General features: G+C 42.6%; 20 protein-coding genes and 1 pseudogene. 8 read left to right on the top strand and 13 right to left on the bottom strand.

Going from position 1 to position 19249, the window contains the following annotated elements; genetic code table 11:
- Positions 1 to 458 precede the first annotated feature (458 nt).
- Genes J2S77_RS12285 through J2S77_RS12265 form a run of 5 tightly spaced genes read left to right on the top strand, consistent with a single transcriptional unit; the run spans position 459 to position 5445 of the window.
- Positions 459 to 1292, top strand: a complete 834-nt coding sequence (locus J2S77_RS12285) for a MurR/RpiR family transcriptional regulator (protein ID WP_306977759.1) — start codon at positions 459 to 461, stop codon at positions 1290 to 1292.
- 12 nt (positions 1293 to 1304) lie between these two features.
- Positions 1305 to 2411 carry an amidohydrolase gene (locus tag J2S77_RS12280; protein WP_306977757.1) on the top strand — a complete coding sequence of 369 codons (1107 nt, stop codon included), beginning with the start codon at positions 1305 to 1307 and terminating at the stop codon, positions 2409 to 2411.
- A complete protein-coding gene (locus J2S77_RS12275) occupies positions 2411 to 3190 on the top strand; it encodes a GNAT family N-acetyltransferase (protein ID WP_306977755.1) in 780 nt (259 codons plus the stop codon). Before J2S77_RS12280 ends, J2S77_RS12275 begins: the two co-directional genes overlap by 1 nt.
- A 7-nt stretch (positions 3191 to 3197) precedes the next feature.
- Positions 3198 to 4316: an o-succinylbenzoate synthase gene (menC, locus tag J2S77_RS12270; RefSeq protein ID WP_306977753.1), complete on the top strand. Its 1119-nt coding sequence runs from the start codon at positions 3198 to 3200 to the stop codon at positions 4314 to 4316.
- 10 nt (positions 4317 to 4326) lie between these two features.
- Complete coding sequence (locus J2S77_RS12265; protein WP_306977751.1) at positions 4327 to 5445, top strand: YkvI family membrane protein; 1119 nt, start codon at positions 4327 to 4329, stop codon at positions 5443 to 5445.
- Positions 5446 to 5653: 208 nt separating this feature from the next.
- On the opposite strand, the gene J2S77_RS12260 is transcribed toward J2S77_RS12265, so the two are convergent.
- From J2S77_RS12260 to dgoD, 5 genes and pseudogenes are all read right to left on the bottom strand, one after another.
- Positions 5654 to 7330, bottom strand: coding sequence for a phospho-sugar mutase (locus tag J2S77_RS12260; protein WP_306977750.1), 1677 nt, complete (start codon positions 7328 to 7330; stop codon positions 5654 to 5656).
- A 204-nt stretch (positions 7331 to 7534) separates the two neighbouring features.
- The gene (locus J2S77_RS12255; RefSeq protein WP_306977748.1) at positions 7535 to 7747 is read right to left on the bottom strand and encodes a PfkB family carbohydrate kinase; all 213 of its coding nucleotides are present in this window, start codon (positions 7745 to 7747) and stop codon (positions 7535 to 7537) included.
- A gap of 57 nt (positions 7748 to 7804) precedes the next feature.
- Positions 7805 to 8701: an AEC family transporter gene (locus J2S77_RS12250; RefSeq protein WP_306977746.1), complete on the bottom strand. Its 897-nt coding sequence runs from the start codon at positions 8699 to 8701 to the stop codon at positions 7805 to 7807.
- Positions 8702 to 8812: 111 nt separating this feature from the next.
- On the bottom strand, positions 8813 to 9079 hold the full coding sequence (locus tag J2S77_RS12245) for an HPr family phosphocarrier protein (RefSeq protein ID WP_306977744.1): 267 nt from the start codon (positions 9077 to 9079) through the stop codon (positions 8813 to 8815).
- A 25-nt stretch (positions 9080 to 9104) separates the two neighbouring features.
- Positions 9105 to 10253: pseudogene (dgoD, locus tag J2S77_RS12240) on the bottom strand (galactonate dehydratase).
- A 242-nt stretch (positions 10254 to 10495) separates the two neighbouring features.
- On the opposite strand from dgoD, the gene J2S77_RS12235 reads away from it, so the two are divergent.
- From J2S77_RS12235 to J2S77_RS12225, 3 genes are read left to right on the top strand one after another with little or no spacing between them, the layout of a single operon-like run.
- Positions 10496 to 10870, top strand: coding sequence for a GntR family transcriptional regulator (locus tag J2S77_RS12235; protein ID WP_167264037.1), 375 nt, complete (start codon positions 10496 to 10498; stop codon positions 10868 to 10870).
- Positions 10870 to 11760 (top strand): ATP-binding cassette domain-containing protein, encoded by an 891-nt coding sequence (locus J2S77_RS12230; protein WP_306977742.1) that lies wholly within the window; start codon positions 10870 to 10872, stop codon positions 11758 to 11760. The genes J2S77_RS12235 and J2S77_RS12230 overlap by 1 nt, the downstream gene beginning before the upstream one ends.
- Positions 11744 to 12463, top strand: a complete 720-nt coding sequence (locus J2S77_RS12225; RefSeq protein WP_306977740.1) for a hypothetical protein — start codon at positions 11744 to 11746, stop codon at positions 12461 to 12463. The genes J2S77_RS12230 and J2S77_RS12225 overlap by 17 nt, the downstream gene beginning before the upstream one ends.
- Positions 12464 to 12763: 300 nt before the next feature.
- Here the strand turns inward: J2S77_RS12225 and J2S77_RS14455 are convergent, their stop codons facing one another.
- From J2S77_RS14455 to J2S77_RS12190, 8 genes are all read right to left on the bottom strand, one after another.
- Positions 12764 to 12847 carry a LuxR C-terminal-related transcriptional regulator gene (locus J2S77_RS14455; RefSeq protein ID WP_370871843.1) on the bottom strand — a complete coding sequence of 28 codons (84 nt, stop codon included), beginning with the start codon at positions 12845 to 12847 and terminating at the stop codon, positions 12764 to 12766.
- 121 nt (positions 12848 to 12968) lie between these two features.
- Positions 12969 to 13511 carry a DUF6241 domain-containing protein gene (locus tag J2S77_RS12220; protein ID WP_306977739.1) on the bottom strand — a complete coding sequence of 181 codons (543 nt, stop codon included), beginning with the start codon at positions 13509 to 13511 and terminating at the stop codon, positions 12969 to 12971.
- A gap of 24 nt (positions 13512 to 13535) precedes the next feature.
- Positions 13536 to 14525 carry a Gfo/Idh/MocA family protein gene (locus tag J2S77_RS12215; protein ID WP_306977737.1) on the bottom strand — a complete coding sequence of 330 codons (990 nt, stop codon included), beginning with the start codon at positions 14523 to 14525 and terminating at the stop codon, positions 13536 to 13538.
- A gap of 480 nt (positions 14526 to 15005) precedes the next feature.
- Positions 15006 to 15854, bottom strand: coding sequence for a YitT family protein (locus tag J2S77_RS12210; RefSeq protein ID WP_306977734.1), 849 nt, complete (start codon positions 15852 to 15854; stop codon positions 15006 to 15008).
- A 97-nt stretch (positions 15855 to 15951) separates the two neighbouring features.
- On the bottom strand, positions 15952 to 16623 hold the full coding sequence (gene rpiA / locus J2S77_RS12205; protein ID WP_306977732.1) for a ribose-5-phosphate isomerase RpiA: 672 nt from the start codon (positions 16621 to 16623) through the stop codon (positions 15952 to 15954).
- Between the two features lie 83 nt (positions 16624 to 16706).
- Entirely contained in the window at positions 16707 to 17657 is a 951-nt protein-coding gene (locus tag J2S77_RS12200; RefSeq protein ID WP_306977730.1) for a Gfo/Idh/MocA family protein, read from the bottom strand.
- Positions 17657 to 18277, bottom strand: a complete 621-nt coding sequence (gene hxlA / locus J2S77_RS12195; protein WP_306977728.1) for a 3-hexulose-6-phosphate synthase — start codon at positions 18275 to 18277, stop codon at positions 17657 to 17659. The genes J2S77_RS12200 and hxlA overlap by 1 nt, the downstream gene beginning before the upstream one ends.
- A 10-nt stretch (positions 18278 to 18287) precedes the next feature.
- The gene (locus J2S77_RS12190; protein WP_306977727.1) at positions 18288 to 19238 is read right to left on the bottom strand and encodes a sugar kinase; all 951 of its coding nucleotides are present in this window, start codon (positions 19236 to 19238) and stop codon (positions 18288 to 18290) included.
- Between the last annotated feature and the right edge of the window lie 11 nt (positions 19239 to 19249).

Here is a 19249-nt window from a genome sequence, read left to right as displayed (position 1 = left end):
CGTATTATAGATTAATAAGTTTTCTCTGTCTACAATTTGACAGAAAATTTGTTGAATTTTGTTTGTTTATGAATTTATATTGTTGATCTTTCTCTAATTGAGTCGCCGTTATTTGCTTGGTTTCGGCGGGCGCCGTTATATATCAGCGAGTGCCGATAAAATTGCAATCGCGCCGATATATTTTAGAAGTCGCCGTTATTTTTTCAATCTCGTCGATAAATTTTGTGAGGCGCTGATACTGAATTTTTATCGGCGACTCGCTCTCATCAAAGAGGATAACCGCTCACACTACCATAACTACATCCAAAAAATCATATTATTAATCAAACGTAATAATTCCAATCTAAATATTGAGAAAATTCCAAAACTATGATAAGTTATAGATTAATATTTTTCCTGCAACTGAACAAAAAATAAAGTTTTTCCTGCAAAACCTATAAAGGAGACTCATTAAAGTTATGATTGGACGTCTGAACACGCAATCATTATCGAAGAAACTGCAATATGTAGTGGACTATTACCAACGCCAACCGCAAGCTTTCGCGATGCATTCGGCTGAAAAATTAGGCAAACTAATCGACGTTAGCGAATCAACCATCATCAGATTCGCTCAAGAATTGGGGTTCAAAGGATTTAAGGACTTTCAGCAGGCTGTCCAAGAGGAAATTTTCGAAAATGAAAAAAGTTTATCCTCCTTCACTTATGGTAAGCCGACCGCGGAACAATCCAACAATCTCGTTCATGACACGATGTGGCGTGACCAAGAACATATTAATCTGATACGCAATCAATTACCAGCATCACTCGTCGAATCTTTTGTCAGTCAATTAGAACATGCCAATCAAATTTATGTTGCAGGAACGCGAACTTCGGCTAGTTTGGCTCATTGGTTTACTTTTGGCTTAAATTTGGTAACGGGGAAAGCACATTTGTATGATCAACAACATAGCGATTTTATCTCGATCGTGACTGATATGAAGCCCAACACTGTACTCGTTGTGTTTTCATTCCATCGTTATGCGAAGTCAACGCTTCACTTAGCTCAAGAAGCGAAGAAGCAGGGCATGCACGTCCTCGCAGTTACAGATAGTGAAGTGGCACCGATTAATCAACATGCGGATGTGTTAATTCCGATTCAACTCCCTGTCCGCTCAACATTAGACGCAGCGCCGGTGACGTTTTCGTTCCTAAATGGCGTATTAACTGATTTATCTCTTAAACAAGGCGAAACATTTCAAGAACGTACACAAAAATTCGAAAGTGTGCAGTTGAACGATTTCTTTTATAAATAGGAGGCATGCAAAATGACACAAACACTTAAAGAGATATGGACACATTTACACCACAACGCGGAAATTAGTTGGGAGGAATACAACACAACGCAATATATCGTCGAACAGCTCAAATCTTACAATCCCCAAAAAATCCAAACCTTCGATGATATGCCAGGTGCAGTCATTGAAATTGGTAGTGGAAAGCCTGTCGTCGGCATCCGCGCTGATATTGACGCGCTTTGGCAAGAGGTGAACGGTCAAGAACAAGCGAATCACTCATGTGGCCACGACGCACATATGACGACCGTCATCGGCGTTTTCCAAAAACTAGCGGAAACCGATTTGAACGGCACGGTCCGCTTCATTTTCCAACCTGCCGAAGAAAAAGGAAACGGTGCCCTCGCCATGGTCGATAAAGGGGTCGCGGATGATCTCGATTATTTATTCGGCATGCATTTACGGCCTGTTCAGGAGCTAAATAGTGGTGAATTTGCGCCAGCGATTAAGCATGGCTCAGCCAAATTTATTAAAGGAACGATCAAGTCAGCAGATACGCACGGTGCCCGCCCGCATCTTGGTGTTAACGCGATCGAAGTGGCTTCAGATATCATTCATCATATGCGCCATACGCATGTCGACCCGATGATTCCGCATTCGATGAAAATGACTGAGCTTCATGCGGGCGGCAAAAACACGAATATTATTCCAGGGAAAGCTCATTTTGCGATCGACCTGCGCGCACAAACGAATGAGATGATGGATCAACTTTCGCAACAAGTCGAGCGCATTGCTGAACATCTCGCTTCCTATCATGATATCAAAATCGATCTTGAAACGGGCGCCCATATGGCTGCTGCAGTCTACAATGAAGAAGCGACCGCCCTACTTGCAGAGGGTATCCAAACTATTGACCCTGATAGCAAACGCAATCCAATCACGACCACAGGCGGCGATGATTTTCACTTTTACACGCTCAAACGCCCAAACGTGAAAGCGACGATGCTTGCGATTGGTTGTGACCTCGCACCTGGCTTGCACCATCCCGATATGACGTTCAACTTTGACGCGATTCCGAAAGCAGTCGACATTTTAACAGCGACTATTAAACAGACTTTAGCTCAAGGAGATGATGCGTGATGAGCACGTACGAAATTAGAAGGTTGACTACCATCGATGACATGCCGCTCATGCAACAAGTCGAAGAAGCCGTTTGGCAAATGAGCCCGATTCCCGTTCATCAGCTTTATACGACAGTCAATCATGGCGGCTTGATTTTGGGTGCATTTGACGGTGACACGATTATCGCCTTCAGCTACGGATTTCCTGGATTTGACGGTAAAAAACTATACCTCTGCTCGCATATGCTCGGTATTTTACCTGACTATCAACAAGCAGGACTTGGCGAAGAAATGAAGTACGAACAAGCGCGCCACGCCTCAGACATGGGTTATGACATGATGACATGGACGTTCGACCCGCTTCAAAGCATGAACGCCTACTTAAACTTAACGAAGCTCGGTGCGCGCGGGGCGCATTACAAAGTTAATCATTACGGCGCGATGAATGATCGTCTTAACCAAGGCCTTGAAACAGACCGCATCGTGATTGAGTGGTACTTTAATCAAGACAAACCACTCCCACAGCCTGACATTAGCAATTTACCAGCGCTCGTTGACGTCCAAGACAATCAACCTGAAACCCGACTTGACCGTTTCGACGACAAGCATGACGCGTTCACCATTCCGATCCCGCGTGATTTTCACCAAATCAAAACCGATGATCTCGAACTCGCTAAACAATGGCGACAAGAAACGCGCCAAGCATTTGAAACGCTATTCAAAAACGGATACGAAGCCCGTGCAGCCATTCCAGACACAGCAAATCAACTCACTTATTATTATTTCACAAAGGAGTGATCCGCCCATGATCCCAATTAAAAAGATCCGCTTACGCAAATTAAACATGGCTCTCATCAACCCATTCACAACCAGTTTTGGGACTTTTAACGATAAACAATTTTATATCATCGAAGCAGAAGATGAACAAGGCCACGTCGGTTATGGGGAGTCTGTTGCCTTTACGAGTCCATGGTATAACGAAGAAACCGTGGAAACGAACCGGCACATTATCAAAGACTTCCTCATTCCAGCCTTACAAAATACAACGATTAAGCATCCAGCTGATGTCGGTGAACTTTTCAAACCGTTCAGACGAAACTTGATGGCAAAAGCGGCTGTAGAAGGTGCCATTTGGGATTTATTCGCCAAGCAACAAAATATCCCACTCTCGGCGGCACTCGGCGGCCAAATGCGTACGATTGACGTCGGCGTCAGTATTGGCATTAAACCATCCATCGAAGACCTCGTTAACACCGTCCGCAAAAGCGTCGAACAAGGCTATAAGCGCATTAAAATTAAAATCAAACCCGGTTGGGATATCACGCCTTTATCCCGTGTGCGCGAAGAATTTCCTGACATCGACATGATGGCGGATGCCAATTCAGCCTATACACTCGATCAAATCGACACGTTAAAACAATTGGACGACTTAAATTTAACCATGATCGAACAACCACTCGCGCACGACGATATTATCGATCACGCGACTCTGCAAAAAGCGATTAACACTCCCGTTTGTTTGGACGAAAGCATTCATTCGCTCGAAGACACACGAAAAGCGATCGAACTCGGTAGTTGCCGAATTATCAATATTAAAATCGGCCGCGTCGGCGGTTTAACTGAAGCTAAACGGATCCATGATTACTGCATGGAGCAAGGCATCGACGTGTGGTGCGGCGGTATGCTAGAAGCTGGCGTTGGACGCGCGCATAACATCGCCCTCACCACCTTGCCGAATTTCACATTGCCAGGTGACACAGCCGCCTCCAGTTTATATTGGCATCAAGACATTATTTCACCCGAAGTCACTGTTCAAAATGGCGTCATCCACGTGCCAACCAAACCTGGCATCGGCTTCGATATTGACGTCTTAGCACTTGAGAAATTCACCGTCGAACAAGAAGAATTTTCATTACAAACTTAGGAGGGTTACCGTGCAAAAGTTATTAGAAGGTAAGTTCGGTCGCTATATTTTACCTGGTATCATCTTGCAATCAGTCTTAATCGGCGGCGGCTTTGCGACCGGACGAGAAATCGTGGAATTCGGTGCCGCATTTGGTTCCATGGGGTGGATGGCAGGCATCGCCATTTTCCTTGGATTTACGATCGCGTCGATATTAACGTTCGAATTCGCCAGGAAGTTCAAAACGTACAATTACCGTCATTTTCTAAAAGAATTGATCGGCCCGCTATGGTTCTTATTTGATATCGTTTATATTTTCTTAGCCATTTTAATCATTTCGATTATGGCCTCAGCTACAGGTGAAATTTTACAAAGCACGCTTAACTTGAACTACTGGGTCGGCGTCGGACTCATCATTATCATCGTCGGTGCCCTAAACTTTTACGGGAAAGGGCTTATCGAACGATTTAAAACATTCGGTACCCTCTCTTTGATGCTAGGCTATTTATTGTTTGCGATTCTCGTCATTTCAACAACTTGGGATGAAGCAGTTGCGACCCTTCAAGCAGGCGACACAAGTTTTGCAGGAAATGACATCGCTCTCGGCACAGTCATCTGGACAGGTCTTTTATATGTCGGCTATAATCTTGCCGTTTATCCGGCGACCTTATTTTCAATTGAACGCCAAACATCACGCAAAGAATCAGTCGTCGCTGGCCTTGTTGCAGGTGTCCTCATGACTGTGCCATGGTTCTTGACTTATTTCAGTTTACTCGGTCATTATCCTGATTCAGCTGTGTTTGACGCATCAGTACCTTGGCTCGTCATGCTAGACGGATTCCCAGTGATCGTCATTATTTTATTCGGCGTTGTCGTTGGTTGGACATTAGTCGAAACATCATCAGGCATGATTCACGCCTTCGTCGACCGAGTCGACACGCAATTACAAGAAGTCTCGAATAAAGCTTTAAGCCAAGCTCAAAAAGGGATTATTGCAGTCGGAGCTCTTGTTTTAGCGCTCGTCTTAGCACAAGTCGGCATCATCGACTTAATCGCAACAGGCTACACTGCCATGGCCTACGCAATGATTGCGGTATTCATGCTGCCACTCTTAACAATAGGCGTCTACAAAATCTTCATCAAGAAATAATAAAAAGCCATCGCGTCTTAGCGCGATGGCTATTCATGTACCTATATTTCTGCAACTGAAGAAGGTTATTTCACAAAGTCCTCTGATTGTTAGACAATTACCTAAGATTGTTTAACAATCTTAGAGGAGTATTTAACAATCTAATGAGGTTATCTAACTATTAATAAGAATTGTCTAACAATCGAGTCAGATTATTAAACAATCTTGATTAAAGGCGTTCTAAGACACGATCCTTCAACTGCTTCAATCGCTCATCTGCAGCTTCACGCGTTTCACCTTTCACCGCAAAATAAAACTTCATCTTAGGTTCCGTGCCTGATGGACGCAGGCAGCACCAAGTATCATCATCGAGCCAAAACTTCACCACGTTCGACGCAGGCAAGTTCAAATCAACCGATTCGCCGGACTCTAAATAAGTCCGTTTGCCAGTTAAATAATCCTCAACTGCAATCGCACCTTCAACCGGATTAAAACGGAAATCTTCCATAATCGCATTAATTTGCTCAGGTCCGTCTGTTCCTTCCAATTTCAGCGAATGCAAGTCTTCAAAATAATAACCATGACGCTCAAAAAATTGCTCCAACGCGTCGAATAAGGTCATGCCCTGTTCACGGTAATAAGCAGCCATTTCACACGCCAATAACGTCGACTGAATCGCGTCTTTATCACGTGCGAAATCCTCAACTAAATAACCGTAGCTTTCTTCATAGCCAAAGACAAACTCATGCGCACCAGACTGATTATATTCTTCAATCTTCTCAGCGATAAACTTAAATCCTGTTAACGTATGCTCCGTCGTCACATTATAGTGATCCGCAACGGCCTTACCTAACTGAGACGTTACAATCGTGTTGATCATCACGCTATTTCTAGGCACGTCATCCATATTCGCCAATTTATAATCAAGCATGAGTGCTCCGAGCTGATTTCCCGTTAACACATGATACTCACCATCCGCTTTCTTCGCAGCCACGCCTAATCGGTCAGCATCGGGGTCTGTCGCGACCAACACATCCGCGTCAACATCCTGACCTTTCGCAATCGCATACTCAAACGCTTGATGCTCTTCAGGATTCGGTGATTTAACCGTTGAAAACTCAGGATCTTCCTCGACCTGTTCCGACACAGCAAAAACATGATCAAATCCGGCCTGAGCTAGACTTCTCGTCGCCAAATTATGCGCTGTACCATGTAATGACGTGAATACGATCGATAGATCCCGCTTCACGTCATCACGATAAGTAATAGATTTTAGCTCACGTAAATAAGCCTCGTCCACTGCTTCATCAATCCAATTTATCAACCCTTCTGCTTCGATCTCTGATTGATCTTTCACTGCGATCGCTAGTTCATCGGCCACAGTATTCACTTGTTCAATCATTTGATCTGCCTGAGCTGGCGGCAACTGCGCGCCTTGTTCGTTATACACTTTATATCCGTTATATTCAGGTGGATTGTGACTCGCCGTGATCATGACACCCGCGCCTGCTTCCAGATGCCGAACCGCAAACGATAGCGTCGGCGTCGGACGCACACCCGTAAAGACATACGTTTTAATGCCGTGCACGCCAAGAACCTTCGCCGTTTCAACCGCAAACTCTCGTGACTGATAGCGCGAATCATACGCGACCGCCACGCCACGATCAGCCATGCCTTGTTCTTCTAAATAAAGCGCCAGTCCTTTCGCCGCCTTGCGCACCGTATAGACATTCATCCGATTCGTCCCAGGCCCAAGCACACCACGCATGCCACCCGTTCCGAATTCAAGCGTGCCACTAAAGGCCGCTTCTATCTCGTTTTCATTCATATTATGTAACGCTTCTTTTAATTGAGGTTCTAAATCTTGATCGTTTTTCCATCGCTGATATTGATCTTGCCAATTCACTCGAATCGCTCCTTTATTACAACTCCTAAAAATAATTATAACGGATTTAGTCGTTAAATGGTAATTTGATTCATGCCAAATTTATTAAGAATAATATGATTTCTATTTATAGCCTACCTGCTATACAGAGAATTTCCAAACATTATCCAAAAACTTATCACCGAACAATTTCATTATGGATCCATACAACTTCGAGATTTCCATTTAGACCACATAAAATGACCTGGGTCGCTCCACTTCACCTAATTGGCTAAACCAAGCCACTCGACACTCTAACCGCGCGAGTCCAATTTCCACATTCGACTCAGCGCCACCAATTTTTTTCGGAAATTGGTGCACATAATCTAATGGAGCATACTGATCAGGTTGAAAAACTACCATCGTTTCACCTAACGTAAACACATCATGCTGTGTCATGTTAACAAAACCTCCCGATCATAAACATTCATTGATAGATTCGAATTAATTTATTAATTACACTAAAACATATAGCAATACCGAAATCGTAACCACGCTTAGCACCGTAGTGACTAGTGTGACGCTTGAGACTAAATCTGGCCTTGCTTTGAACTCAAGTGCAAACATAGTCGTTGTGGCTGCTGCTGGCATAGCTGCTTGTAAGATTATAACTTTTCCTAATAAATCTGAAACAGGGAGCAACATCACTAAGCCCCAAGCCATGATCGGCATGACTAGAAGTTTTATGACGGTACCTGTCATGACCTTACCTATTTCAAACTTATCAAATGTAATATTCGCCAATTGCATCCCTAAAACAATCATCATAAGCGGTAAAGCAACAGCGGACATGAATTCGACCATATCGAGCACACTAGTATGTAAATTAATATCCAGTAAATTTAAACCAATCCCGAGCAATATAGCATAAGTTGCTGGCATTTTAAACACGGCAGAAATCGCGTAACGAATCTCATAACCACCTCGAGAGGCATAATAAACGCCAAACACATTCATAATAATCGTTTGAATCGACATAAAAATAATCGCGTAATTAAACGCTTCTTCATTAAGCGCAAACATAATAATCGGCGTGCCATAATTTCCTGCATTCATGAAGGCTGTCGATAAAATCATGCCACTTTCTTCAGCCTGATCCCATTTCAACACCCATTTTAATAGCTTAATAAGGGTGATTGTGGCAAATAACAACGCAAAACAACTAACGACAACGATTCCAAAATCGCTACTGAATTCTTCATAATAAAATGCATCGAAGACGAGAAACGGGATGAAAACATAAATTGTAACTGCGGATACTGGTTTGACATCAAGGTGGCGCCATTTCTGTAATACATAACCAATGATGAACACGCTAATAATTGGTAGCACAACTTCTAAAAATACTCCCATAAACTCACCTTCCTCATACCCTCTTGTTGTTTAACTTAGTTGATTTACTTATCTTTAATCAAATAGCTTACGCTTCCCGCAAACATTTAGCGGGAAGCGACTTACACCTTTTTACCCAGCTTTAAGAAATGATTCAATCGCTTCAAGTGCTGTTTCTGCATCAGGTCCTTCGCAGATTACCTTCACTTGGTCTTCGCCTTGGAGCTGTAAATTAATTAGCCCTAAGATACTTTTCAAATTGGCTTCCACCATACTGCCGAGGACATTTTTTTGGAGAAAAATTTCGGCGTTATATTTCTGGATTAGCTGACTGAGTTCCATAATCGTTTGAGCATCGTTTAATTGAATCCGAATCGTTTTTTCGACTTGATTAGCCATGAGTTAGCCTCCTCTATCATTTAAATTACCATTCAGCAAACGTGCCACCTTCGTGACGCCAAATCGGATTACGCCAGCGATGACCTTGTTCTGCTTTTTCCTTCACGTATTCTTCATTAATCGAAATACCCAAACCAGGTTGTTTAGGTAAAGCGATGTGACCGTTTTGATAACCAAAGACTGAACGATCGTGAATATAATCTAATATATCACTCCCTTTATTATAAATGATACCCAGCGATTGCTCCTAGATAAACACGCTATGACTCGTTGCATCGACTTGCAGGCAAGCAGCTAATGCAATTGGACCGAGTGGACAATGTGGGGCAACTGCTACATCATAAGCCTCTGCCATACTCGCAATATTCTTCACTTCGTTAATACCACACGCGTGGGATAAATAATGTTGAATAATATCAACATAGCCGTCTTCAAATAACGATTTAAAATCCCAACGACTGTACATTCTCTCACCTGTCGCGATAGGTGTAGCTGTATGAGTTGCGATATCACGTAACGCTTCGTTATGTTCTGGTAAAACTGGCTCCTCAATAAACATTAATCGATATCGTTCTAGCTATTTTGCTAACACTTTTGCCATTGGTTTGTGGTCACGGCCTTGAAAGTCAATGCCGATGCCAATATCTGGACCCACTGCTTCACGAACCACAGCTACACATTCTGCAACTTGATCAATCTTGGCATAGGTATCGATGTACTGCAACTCTTCAGTTTCGTTCATTTTGACAGCACGAAATTCTTTATCGACGACATCTTTCGCCGCTTGACCAACGTCTGACGGTTGGTCGCCGCTGGTCCAAGAGTACACTTTAATCGAATCGTAACAAGCACCACCCATGAGTTCATAAACTGGGGCATCATAGTATTTCCCTTTAATATCCCATAATGCTTGGTCAATACCAGCAATCGCACTCATACGGATTGGTCCACCGTGATAAAAACCACCACGGTACATCACGTTCCAATGATCTTCAATATGAAGCGGATTTTTGCCGATTAAGTAATCTTCCAACTCATGAACAGCCGCTTTAACCGTTTCTGCACGACCTTCAACAACAGGCTCACCCCAGCCAATCAACCCGTCATCTGTTTTGATTTTTAAAAATAACCACCTTGGTGGCACGACATAGGTGATTAATGACGTGATTTTCATGACTGCTCACCTCTCCCTTGCTCCTATTATGCGCCCGAAAATTATCGAATCTCTTGAATGAAAATCATTTGGTTATCCCCCACTTGCTGATAAGAAGTAGGGGATTTATATTTGAATATCGCTTTATTTAGCAAGTCTTTAAGCAAATGCCCTTGCAATTTTTAAATTCATCACATATACTTATATACATAACTATATAACCATAACTCAATCCACACAAAACTAAAGGTGGTGACAGCCAAATGACGGGATCCTTTCGAGATGATCGTCCGATTTTTCAACAGATACGCGAAATCATCGAAGACCAAATATTAAACGATCAATTACCTGAAGGCGAGCAAGCTCCTTCAACGAATCAATTAGTTAATTTTTATAAAGTCAATCATTTAACCGTCTCAAAAGGGATTAATCAGCTAGTCGAAGAAGGCATTTTATACAAAAAGCGAGGTGTTGGAATGTTTGTTGCAGAGGGTGCCAAAGCCAAATTAATCGAACAGCGCAAGGCATCATTCGTCGAGCGCTACGTCCGCGATTTATTGGCAGAAGCTGAGAAATTAAACATGTCAGAAGAAGAACTGACGCAAATCATTCAAGACACAAAAAGGAGGGGACAATAATGTCTAACCACGTACAATTCAATGATGTGTCACTCACGATTAAGGGTGATTCGATTTTAAAAAATATAGATCTCAATTTGGAAGATAGCAAAATATATGGACTTTTAGGCCGAAATGGCGCTGGGAAAACGTCATTATTATCGTTATTAGCTGCTTTCCGCCCTGTTACAAGTGGCCAAATCGAATTAAATGAGGAAACTATTTTTGAAAATCCAAATGCCATGCAACAAATTTGTTTTTCTTATGATAAGGACTACAGTGACGAAACAGAGAAAGTTGAGAGCCTATTAAAAGACCTGCCTTTTTTCCGACCGAATTTTGATTATGATTACGCGATGGAACTAGTTAATCGGTTTAACTTACCACTGAAAAAACCGCTTCAAAAACTATCAACAGGGATGCAATCCGCTTTTAACGTCACGGTTGGTTTAGCAAGCCGTTGTCCAATCACTATTTTTGATGAGTCTTATTTAGGGATGGACGCCCCGACGCGCGATTTATTTTACCGCGAAATTTTAAACGAACAAACAGAGCATCCAAGAATTTTCATTTTATCCACGCATCTCGTCTCAGAAATGGATCATTTATTCGATGAAGTCGTGATGATTCAAAACGGCGAAATGTTACTGGCAGATGACTATGAATCGTTAATGTCCAGAGCTGTACAGATTACTGGAGCAACGGATGAGGTTGATGATCTTACGGCGAATGATCAGGTTCTAAATGAAGAAAAGCTCGGCCGAACAAAATCAGCTCTAATCTTAACGGAACAAGCCGAATCATTAGGACAAAAGGCACGCGAAATTGGCCTTGAAACGCAACAACCAGCATTACAAGATCTATTTATACATTTAACGAAAGAGGTGGACAGTCATGCAAACAACCGATAGAAAATGGACGGTCGCAGGCGGTCAATATGTCGAACAAATGAAATGGGCGCTGTGGTTTATCATCATTGGTGGCGTGCTCGTGCGCGGGACTTTACTTGTAGTCGCAGATCGAGTGGATGATCAACTAAATGAAGTTGCTGAAATGACATTATTGGAATTCATGTCGGAAGCATCAACGGTATTTATGCTCGTGATCGGGCTGATGTCCGTTTACGTCTTCCTCACCTATTTCGGTCAAAACGGTATTACCAGATGGGAGTACTTTTTCGGAACATTGATCTCGAGTATTGGCCTAGCCTTGACGTTGCCTATCGCTTTCATTCTATTAAATCTAGTGGAAATGCTCGTCATTCCGTGGGTGCCTCTAACCATTGATGTCGCTACTTTATCACTTGGAAGCGCCGCCATGCTAAGCTTAGAATACATCTTAACACTCATGATCCACTTTATGCTCGGCTGGTTTATCACGATTGGCTTTTATCGTTACAATTGGATGATTGGCCTCATCTTTATCGGAGTCGTCATTTACGCAGGCATGATGACAGAAGCTTTATGGGATGACGAAAAATATATCCTGTTCGGTTTAGCCACTGAAAGCAGCGAACTCTCCCTCCCAATCGTAACAGCTATTGCAGTCGGATTAATTCTGATCCTAGCTTTAGTTAACCGACGTCTGACGAAAGATATTGTGATTAAAATGTAAAAAGAAGGAAGCACTTGTTATGAGTGCTTCCTTTTCTGTATGTAGGGGCATATTAAGTTGATCGATAAATGGGCGAGGATTGAGATTGATCAGTACGATTAGATTATGAGCGTGCATCTCGACTGAGTTCGCCGATATTTCCATTATATCAGCGGCTTGCTTCACTTTGTTGCCGTTATTTATGCGATATCAGCAACCTGCTCATTTTATCGGCGACTCAACAAATATATCAGCGCCATTTTAAATTTATCGGCGCCATTTCAATTTTATCAGCGACTTGCTATAATTTATCAGCGACCCTCAATTACGGAGGTGCGTCTCGACTGAGTTCGCCGATATTTCCATTATATCAGCGGACTGCTTCACTTTTTTGCCGTTATTTATGCGATATCAGCGACCTGTTCATTTTATCGGCGACTCAACAAATATATCAGCGCCATTTTAAATTTATCGGCGCCATTTCAATTTTATCAGCGACTCGCTATAATTTATCAGCGACCTTCAATTACTGTGCTTGATCAATATACGCTTCCTCTTCCTCCGGTGTGAGCACATCTCTCGCATAACCGACTGTGCCATCTTGAAGCTCCCACACTGTATTATGATGATCATCAGCTTGAGAAAAGTCACCTTCAGCCCAGGCATTCAAAATAGATTGGTACGTGTCTGCATGATCGAGATTCTCGCTCGAGACCTCCACACCACTTTGCAACCATTCAATCCGCTCATCCGTAATCAGGTAGAATCCCCACTTCTCACTCGCTTCAACTTTCTGGTGCGACATCTTATGAATATAAACTTGAACATCGTGATCCGTTAATTGCGCCTGATCAATTTCGTCACCAAAGGGATTCAGTTCAGACGGATTCTCGCTGTTCTCAAATTTTTCTTCCGATAATTCACCGACTTGCTTCTCATTATTAACTTGGCCTTCTGAATCGCCTCCGCCAAAATACTGATCAATAAAACGGTCCGTCCCGAGAAAAATTCCAACACCTATTCCTAATACAATCCCAATACCAATCAGCCATTTATATAATGGTTTCAATGTCACCCTCCTCAAACGCGTCAGTTACTGATCCACTTCAACCACTTTCTGACTGTTCATCGATTCATAACAAGCATCAATTACTGCCATCGTATGCTTCGATCGCTCATACGTATTACGCGGTGTTTCACCTTTAATCACAGCCTCTACAAAATGCTCAACCTCTTCTTTATATTGATCAGTCATGATTCGCTCGTCACGCGTCACACCACCTTTTTCAACGATGACATGCCCTTCATGACCAAACGCATCGGGACGATAAGCGCTCGGTACTTTGATCGAACCATGTGTACCAACCACTTCATATTCGTGGCGCATTTCCGTCTCAAAACCACAATCAAACATAGCTGGCACACCATTTGCCATGTTCACCAAACCTCGAGCTGACATATCCACATCAAATGTTGAGCTCACATCACCTTGCACAAATACATTCGCAATTTTGTCATCTAAAATATTTTGAAACGTATGTAAACAATAACTGCCGACATCATATAGACTGCCGCCACCTTTTGAAGCATCCACGCGAATATTACCTTCTGGATTACGCAGCGGGAACGAAAAGCTCGCACGCATTAATGTTACATAGCCAATTTCTCCGCTTTGAATCAATTCTTTCACGCGGTCGTGCTGCTTATGAAACTGATACATAAAAGCTTCCATAAACGTCACACCATGCTTTTGGCAGACCCCTTCCATTTCAATCATCTCTTGCGCTTTTAATCCAGCTGGCTTTTCACACAAAATATGCTTCCCAGATTCAGCTGCTTTAAAAACCCATTCCTTATGTAAATGATTTGGAAGTGGAATATAAACTGCCTCAACTTCTGAGTCAGCGAGTACATCTTCATAACGTGTGTACGCTGTTGGGATATCGAGCTCTGCCGCGACTTCTTCTGCTTGACCTGACCCACTCGCAATCGCGACAACCTCAGCATTTTCTGCCCGCTTCATTGCTGGAATCAAAGCCTTTTGCGCAATATTGGCTGTACTGATAATACCGAATTTCATCATTTATCATCACCTCATTGGTAAAATTCGTTTCTTAAAATGATTATCCTTCTTTTATGGTAACATTTTCCTAAGAGAAGTGGTAAACGAAAGGAATTTTATATTTAAAATATAGTAAAAGCTGGCTTCAGCCAGCTTTTTTCATGATAGTATTTGATAATTTAGATCATTTCGTACGTGCGACATCGAAATAAATAAAGCTGCTTCAATTATGCCTATGCGCTTCGATCAATGTCGCCGATATTTTCAATATATCAGCGCCTACACTCACCTAAGTGAACGTTATTTTTCCGATATCAGCGTCATACAAATTATTTCGGCGACTCAGCAATTTTATCAGCGCCATCTGAAATATATCGGCGCGATCTCAATTTTATCGGCGCTCGCTGATATATTACGGCGGGCGACGTTATATCAATTATATCGGCGACCCACTCCAATATCGGCGACCCGTGCCACCACGGCGCCATACGTAACCAATTCCTACAACAAGCTCTCGGGCTGGCCTTCTTTATAACCGCGCTTAAATATTTCTTGCACATTGCTTGTCGTCACGTATGCTTCTTCGTCGATTTGTTCGATAATCCGACGCAGTTGAACGATTTCTCGTTTGTTGATCACGACATATAGAATATCACGGTCATCGCGGACGAAGCCGCCTTTTCCGTTCAGAATCGTCACGCCGCGTCCTAGTCGGCCCATTAAATCATCAAGCAACTCATCTGAATTTTTCGAGATAATCATGACGGCGGTGCGTTCATCTGCGCCTTCGACAATTTTATCGATAATCTTCGCTCCGACATACACCGCAATCAGTGTGTACATCGCTTTTTCCATTCCGATCACAAAAGACGATAACGTTACAACGGTAATATCAATAACGAGCATGGCTTTACCTACGCTCCAACCGAGTAGCTGATTAAGCAATCGCGCCAAAGTCGTCGCACCACCTGAAGTTCCACCTGCACGGAAAATAATACCTAAACCAACGCCGACAAGCAAACCCGAAAATAGCGCTGCTAATAACGTATCCCCTAACACGCGACCAAATGGATACGTCACTTCAAGCGCGACGGACATAAATACGATCGTGAGCAACGTATAAATCGTCGTTTTCAACGAGAAAAATTTATAACCAATCGCGACCAAACTCATGTTCAGAATGAAGTTCATCACACCAGGCGACCAATCGAATAGATAGTAAAGAACAACGGTGATGCCGATGACGCCACCTTCTGACAATGTGTTTGGAATCGCGAAATAGTTAATACCTAATGAAAAAATAACCGACCCAATCAATAATATGCCGATATCTAAACTAATTCTTTTCAAAGCACCGCCCCTTTCCCACGCTGATCATTAAAATAAACCTCTTTTAATTGCAACATGATGTGAAAGGATTTGCAATGCTAAGTGCTGTCGAATAAGGTCACGAATGCTTATCCAACACATCAGCTCCATCATCACGCCCAACGATCACCAAATCCGTCATATCCAAAAATAAACCTGTTTCAACAACACCGACTAATGATTTCAACTGATTGTGCAACCACTCAGGACGATCAATTTTCCCAAAATGACAATCCAATATATAAAGCCCATTATCCGTCACAAAAGGCTTACCACCCGAATCTCGTAACACCGCTTCACAGCCAAACGCTTCAATCCTAGCCTGCGTCTGTTCCCAACCAAACGGCACGACTTCCACTGGCAACGGGAAAGCTCCTAATTGTTCCACTTGTTTTGACTCGTCAGCTACCACGATAAACTGATCAGCAGCGACATCCACAATCTTTTCCCGCAATAAAGAACCGCCACCACCTTTCAACAGCTGAAAATTAGGATCCACTTCATCTGCCCCATCAATGGCTAAATCTAACCTAGAAACCTGCGAAAAATCCGTTACCTCAATCCCATGCCCTCGCGCCAGTTTCTCCGTTTTGACTGACGATGATACACCTTTAATGTTCAGTCCTTCTTGAACTCGGTCTCCCAACTTCTCAAGTAGAATATTAATCGTTGATCCAGAGCCTAATCCCAAGACCATCCCATCTTCAACATACTCCACTGCTTTACGAGCTGCCTCCATTTTCGCGTTCATCACGATCGCCTCCTTCAGATAATACTATTTTATCATAGAAAAACACTTAGGCATCACGCGCCTAAGTGCTTTCACTTCCACTCTCAAGATAAACTCTTTTCGACAACCGACACAACATCTCGACTAATCCGTCGATACTTATGATAAAGCTCATGATCATTATTTTCTATCATACCTATAAACTGTTCTAATTCATAACTCATATTCGGACGTTTTTCCTCTTCGGCCAGTTGCAGTCGATCCTGCCCTTTATGAGGCAACCATTCAATGTCACTAATGGGAGCGACATTATCGATTCGAATCGTTCCGTTTTCACCATGGATTTCACTTGCATTATAGGACGTAGCAACTTTAGAACACATAATCACGCAGTTAAATTTGTCGTATTGAAGTGTCAAAATACCAGTCGCATCGACACCTGTTTCCAATTGATTAGGTTCATATCTAGATGTGATTGGCTCTCCAAAAAGTGCGATGGCTAAGCTAAGGGGATAAACGCCTAAGTCTAGTAAAGCGCCGCCCGCCATTTCTTTCTTAAATACATTATGAACATAACCCTGTAAATAATCTTCATACTTAGACGAGTAACGCATCCGATGAAAATAGGCACTTTGTATATAATCAACACGTTCAAGCGAAGTCACCAATCGCTCAAAATTCGGCGTATGCAGATTTCGCATGGCTTCAAATAAGAACAACCCTTTTTCATCAGCTTTAGCATAAGCCGCTTCAAATTGTTCAACCGATGTTAACAATGGCTTCTCACAAATGACATGCACACCATAATCTAAAGCCTTCATGATATGGTCAAAATGCAACACATTAGGCGATGCAATATAGACAACATCAAGGGAAGTCAAAAGCATCTCATCCAAATCCGAAAACACCTGACTAACCCCATGTTGCTCGGCAAATGCACGACCACGTTCCTCATCACGCGAAAACACCGATGTCACCGTCGCCTGGTCAACATATAGTGAAGCCTCAATGAACTTACGGGTGATATCACTCGTACCAATAGTCCCGATTTTCATCATGAGACCAACTTTTCCTTAAACCTTTTCGCCACTTCAGCTGGATTGTCAGCTTTCGTAATCGCGCTACCGACAATAATAATATCTGGGTGATGGCTAACAACGTCGTCAATTGTCTGCTCATTAATTCCACCAGCGACAGCTACTTCAAATGAATAGCCTTCGAGTAAATCAAACAAGTTCGAGCTAAATCCGTTCTCCGTCTGTTTATCTTTACCAATATGCAGACTAACTAAATCAACATCCAAATCTGCCAACTTCTGAATCGTCGAGCGTTCATTAACCTCAAGTAAATCAATCATCATACGTCCATCATACTCACGGGCTACTTCTAAGCAATCTTGAATCGTTAGATGGGAGGAGAAAGCCATCACTGTCGTCACATCTGAGCCTGAACTGAAAGCTTGTTTCGCTTCATGGCCGCCAGCATCACATATTTTCATATCTGATAAAATCGTATGATCAGGATACTGTTTACGCATCTCTCTCACAATCGGCATACCGTATTCCTTAATCACACCAGTTCCAATCTCAATAATATCAATCGAATCCTGTGTTTGACCGACTACGTTAAAACATTCATCCCACGTCAATCGATCTAAAGCTAGTTGTAACTTCATCCAATTCCTCCTATCGCTCAATTCGCTCGATTTCACCTAGTTTCATTTGGACATCTTCCAATTCAGGTAACCCTTCATTGTCGCCCTTCACACTCACGACCATCGACCCGATCGTATTGGCAAAATCAAGCGACTTCTCTAGCGACCATCCGTGTAAATAACTATAAAGGAAACCAGCGTCAAAACCATCACCAGCTCCGACCGTATCCACGACTTTACTCGGTTTTACTGGATCAGCTTCAACGTATTCACCGTTCGCATAACCAACGGATCCGTCAGCGCCTTTTTTCAACACGATATAGTCAATTCCATATGGTTCGCATAACTCAAGTACTTTCTTCGGATCACGTTCACCCAACACAATTTCCATTTCTTCATCACCAGCTAACAACAAATCAACATCAGGTAAAATGGATTTGATTATGTCGCTTGCTTGTTGCTTCGTCCAAAGTTTCAAGCGAATGTTTGGATCGAAAGCGACTTTTACATCATGTTTTTTAGCTAATCGAATAGCTTCCCGCGTAATCTCTAAGTTTTGATCATGAATCGCTGGAAAAATGCCCGTAATATGAAGAATTTTCGCTTGTTTAATATACTCTTCGTTTAAGTCACTCTGAGTCATACTAAGTGTCGGCGACTGATTGCGATAATAAAACGTGCGAACACTACCATCTTCGGATATCTCTTTAAAATTTAAAGACGTAGGATAGCCGTCAACGAGTTCCGTTTCACTCACATCAATACCTTCACCACGCGCAAAATTTAAGATATACTTGCCAAATTCATCATGCCCTAATCGACTGATATAACCCGTGTCTAACCCTAAACGAGCACAGCCAATCATGACATTTAATTCAGCGCCACCTATATTTCGTTCAAACGAATTCACAAATTTCATCGGACCTGTTCTTTCAGGGTTAAAAGCGATCATAGCTTCGCCTAGTGTAATGACATCTTTCATGCTGTTACCTC

The organism is Alkalibacillus salilacus (assembly GCF_030812915.1).
Classification (GTDB): domain Bacteria; phylum Bacillota; class Bacilli; order Bacillales; family Alkalibacillaceae; genus Alkalibacillus; species Alkalibacillus salilacus.
This window is presented reverse-complemented; position numbering and strand designations above follow the sequence as displayed.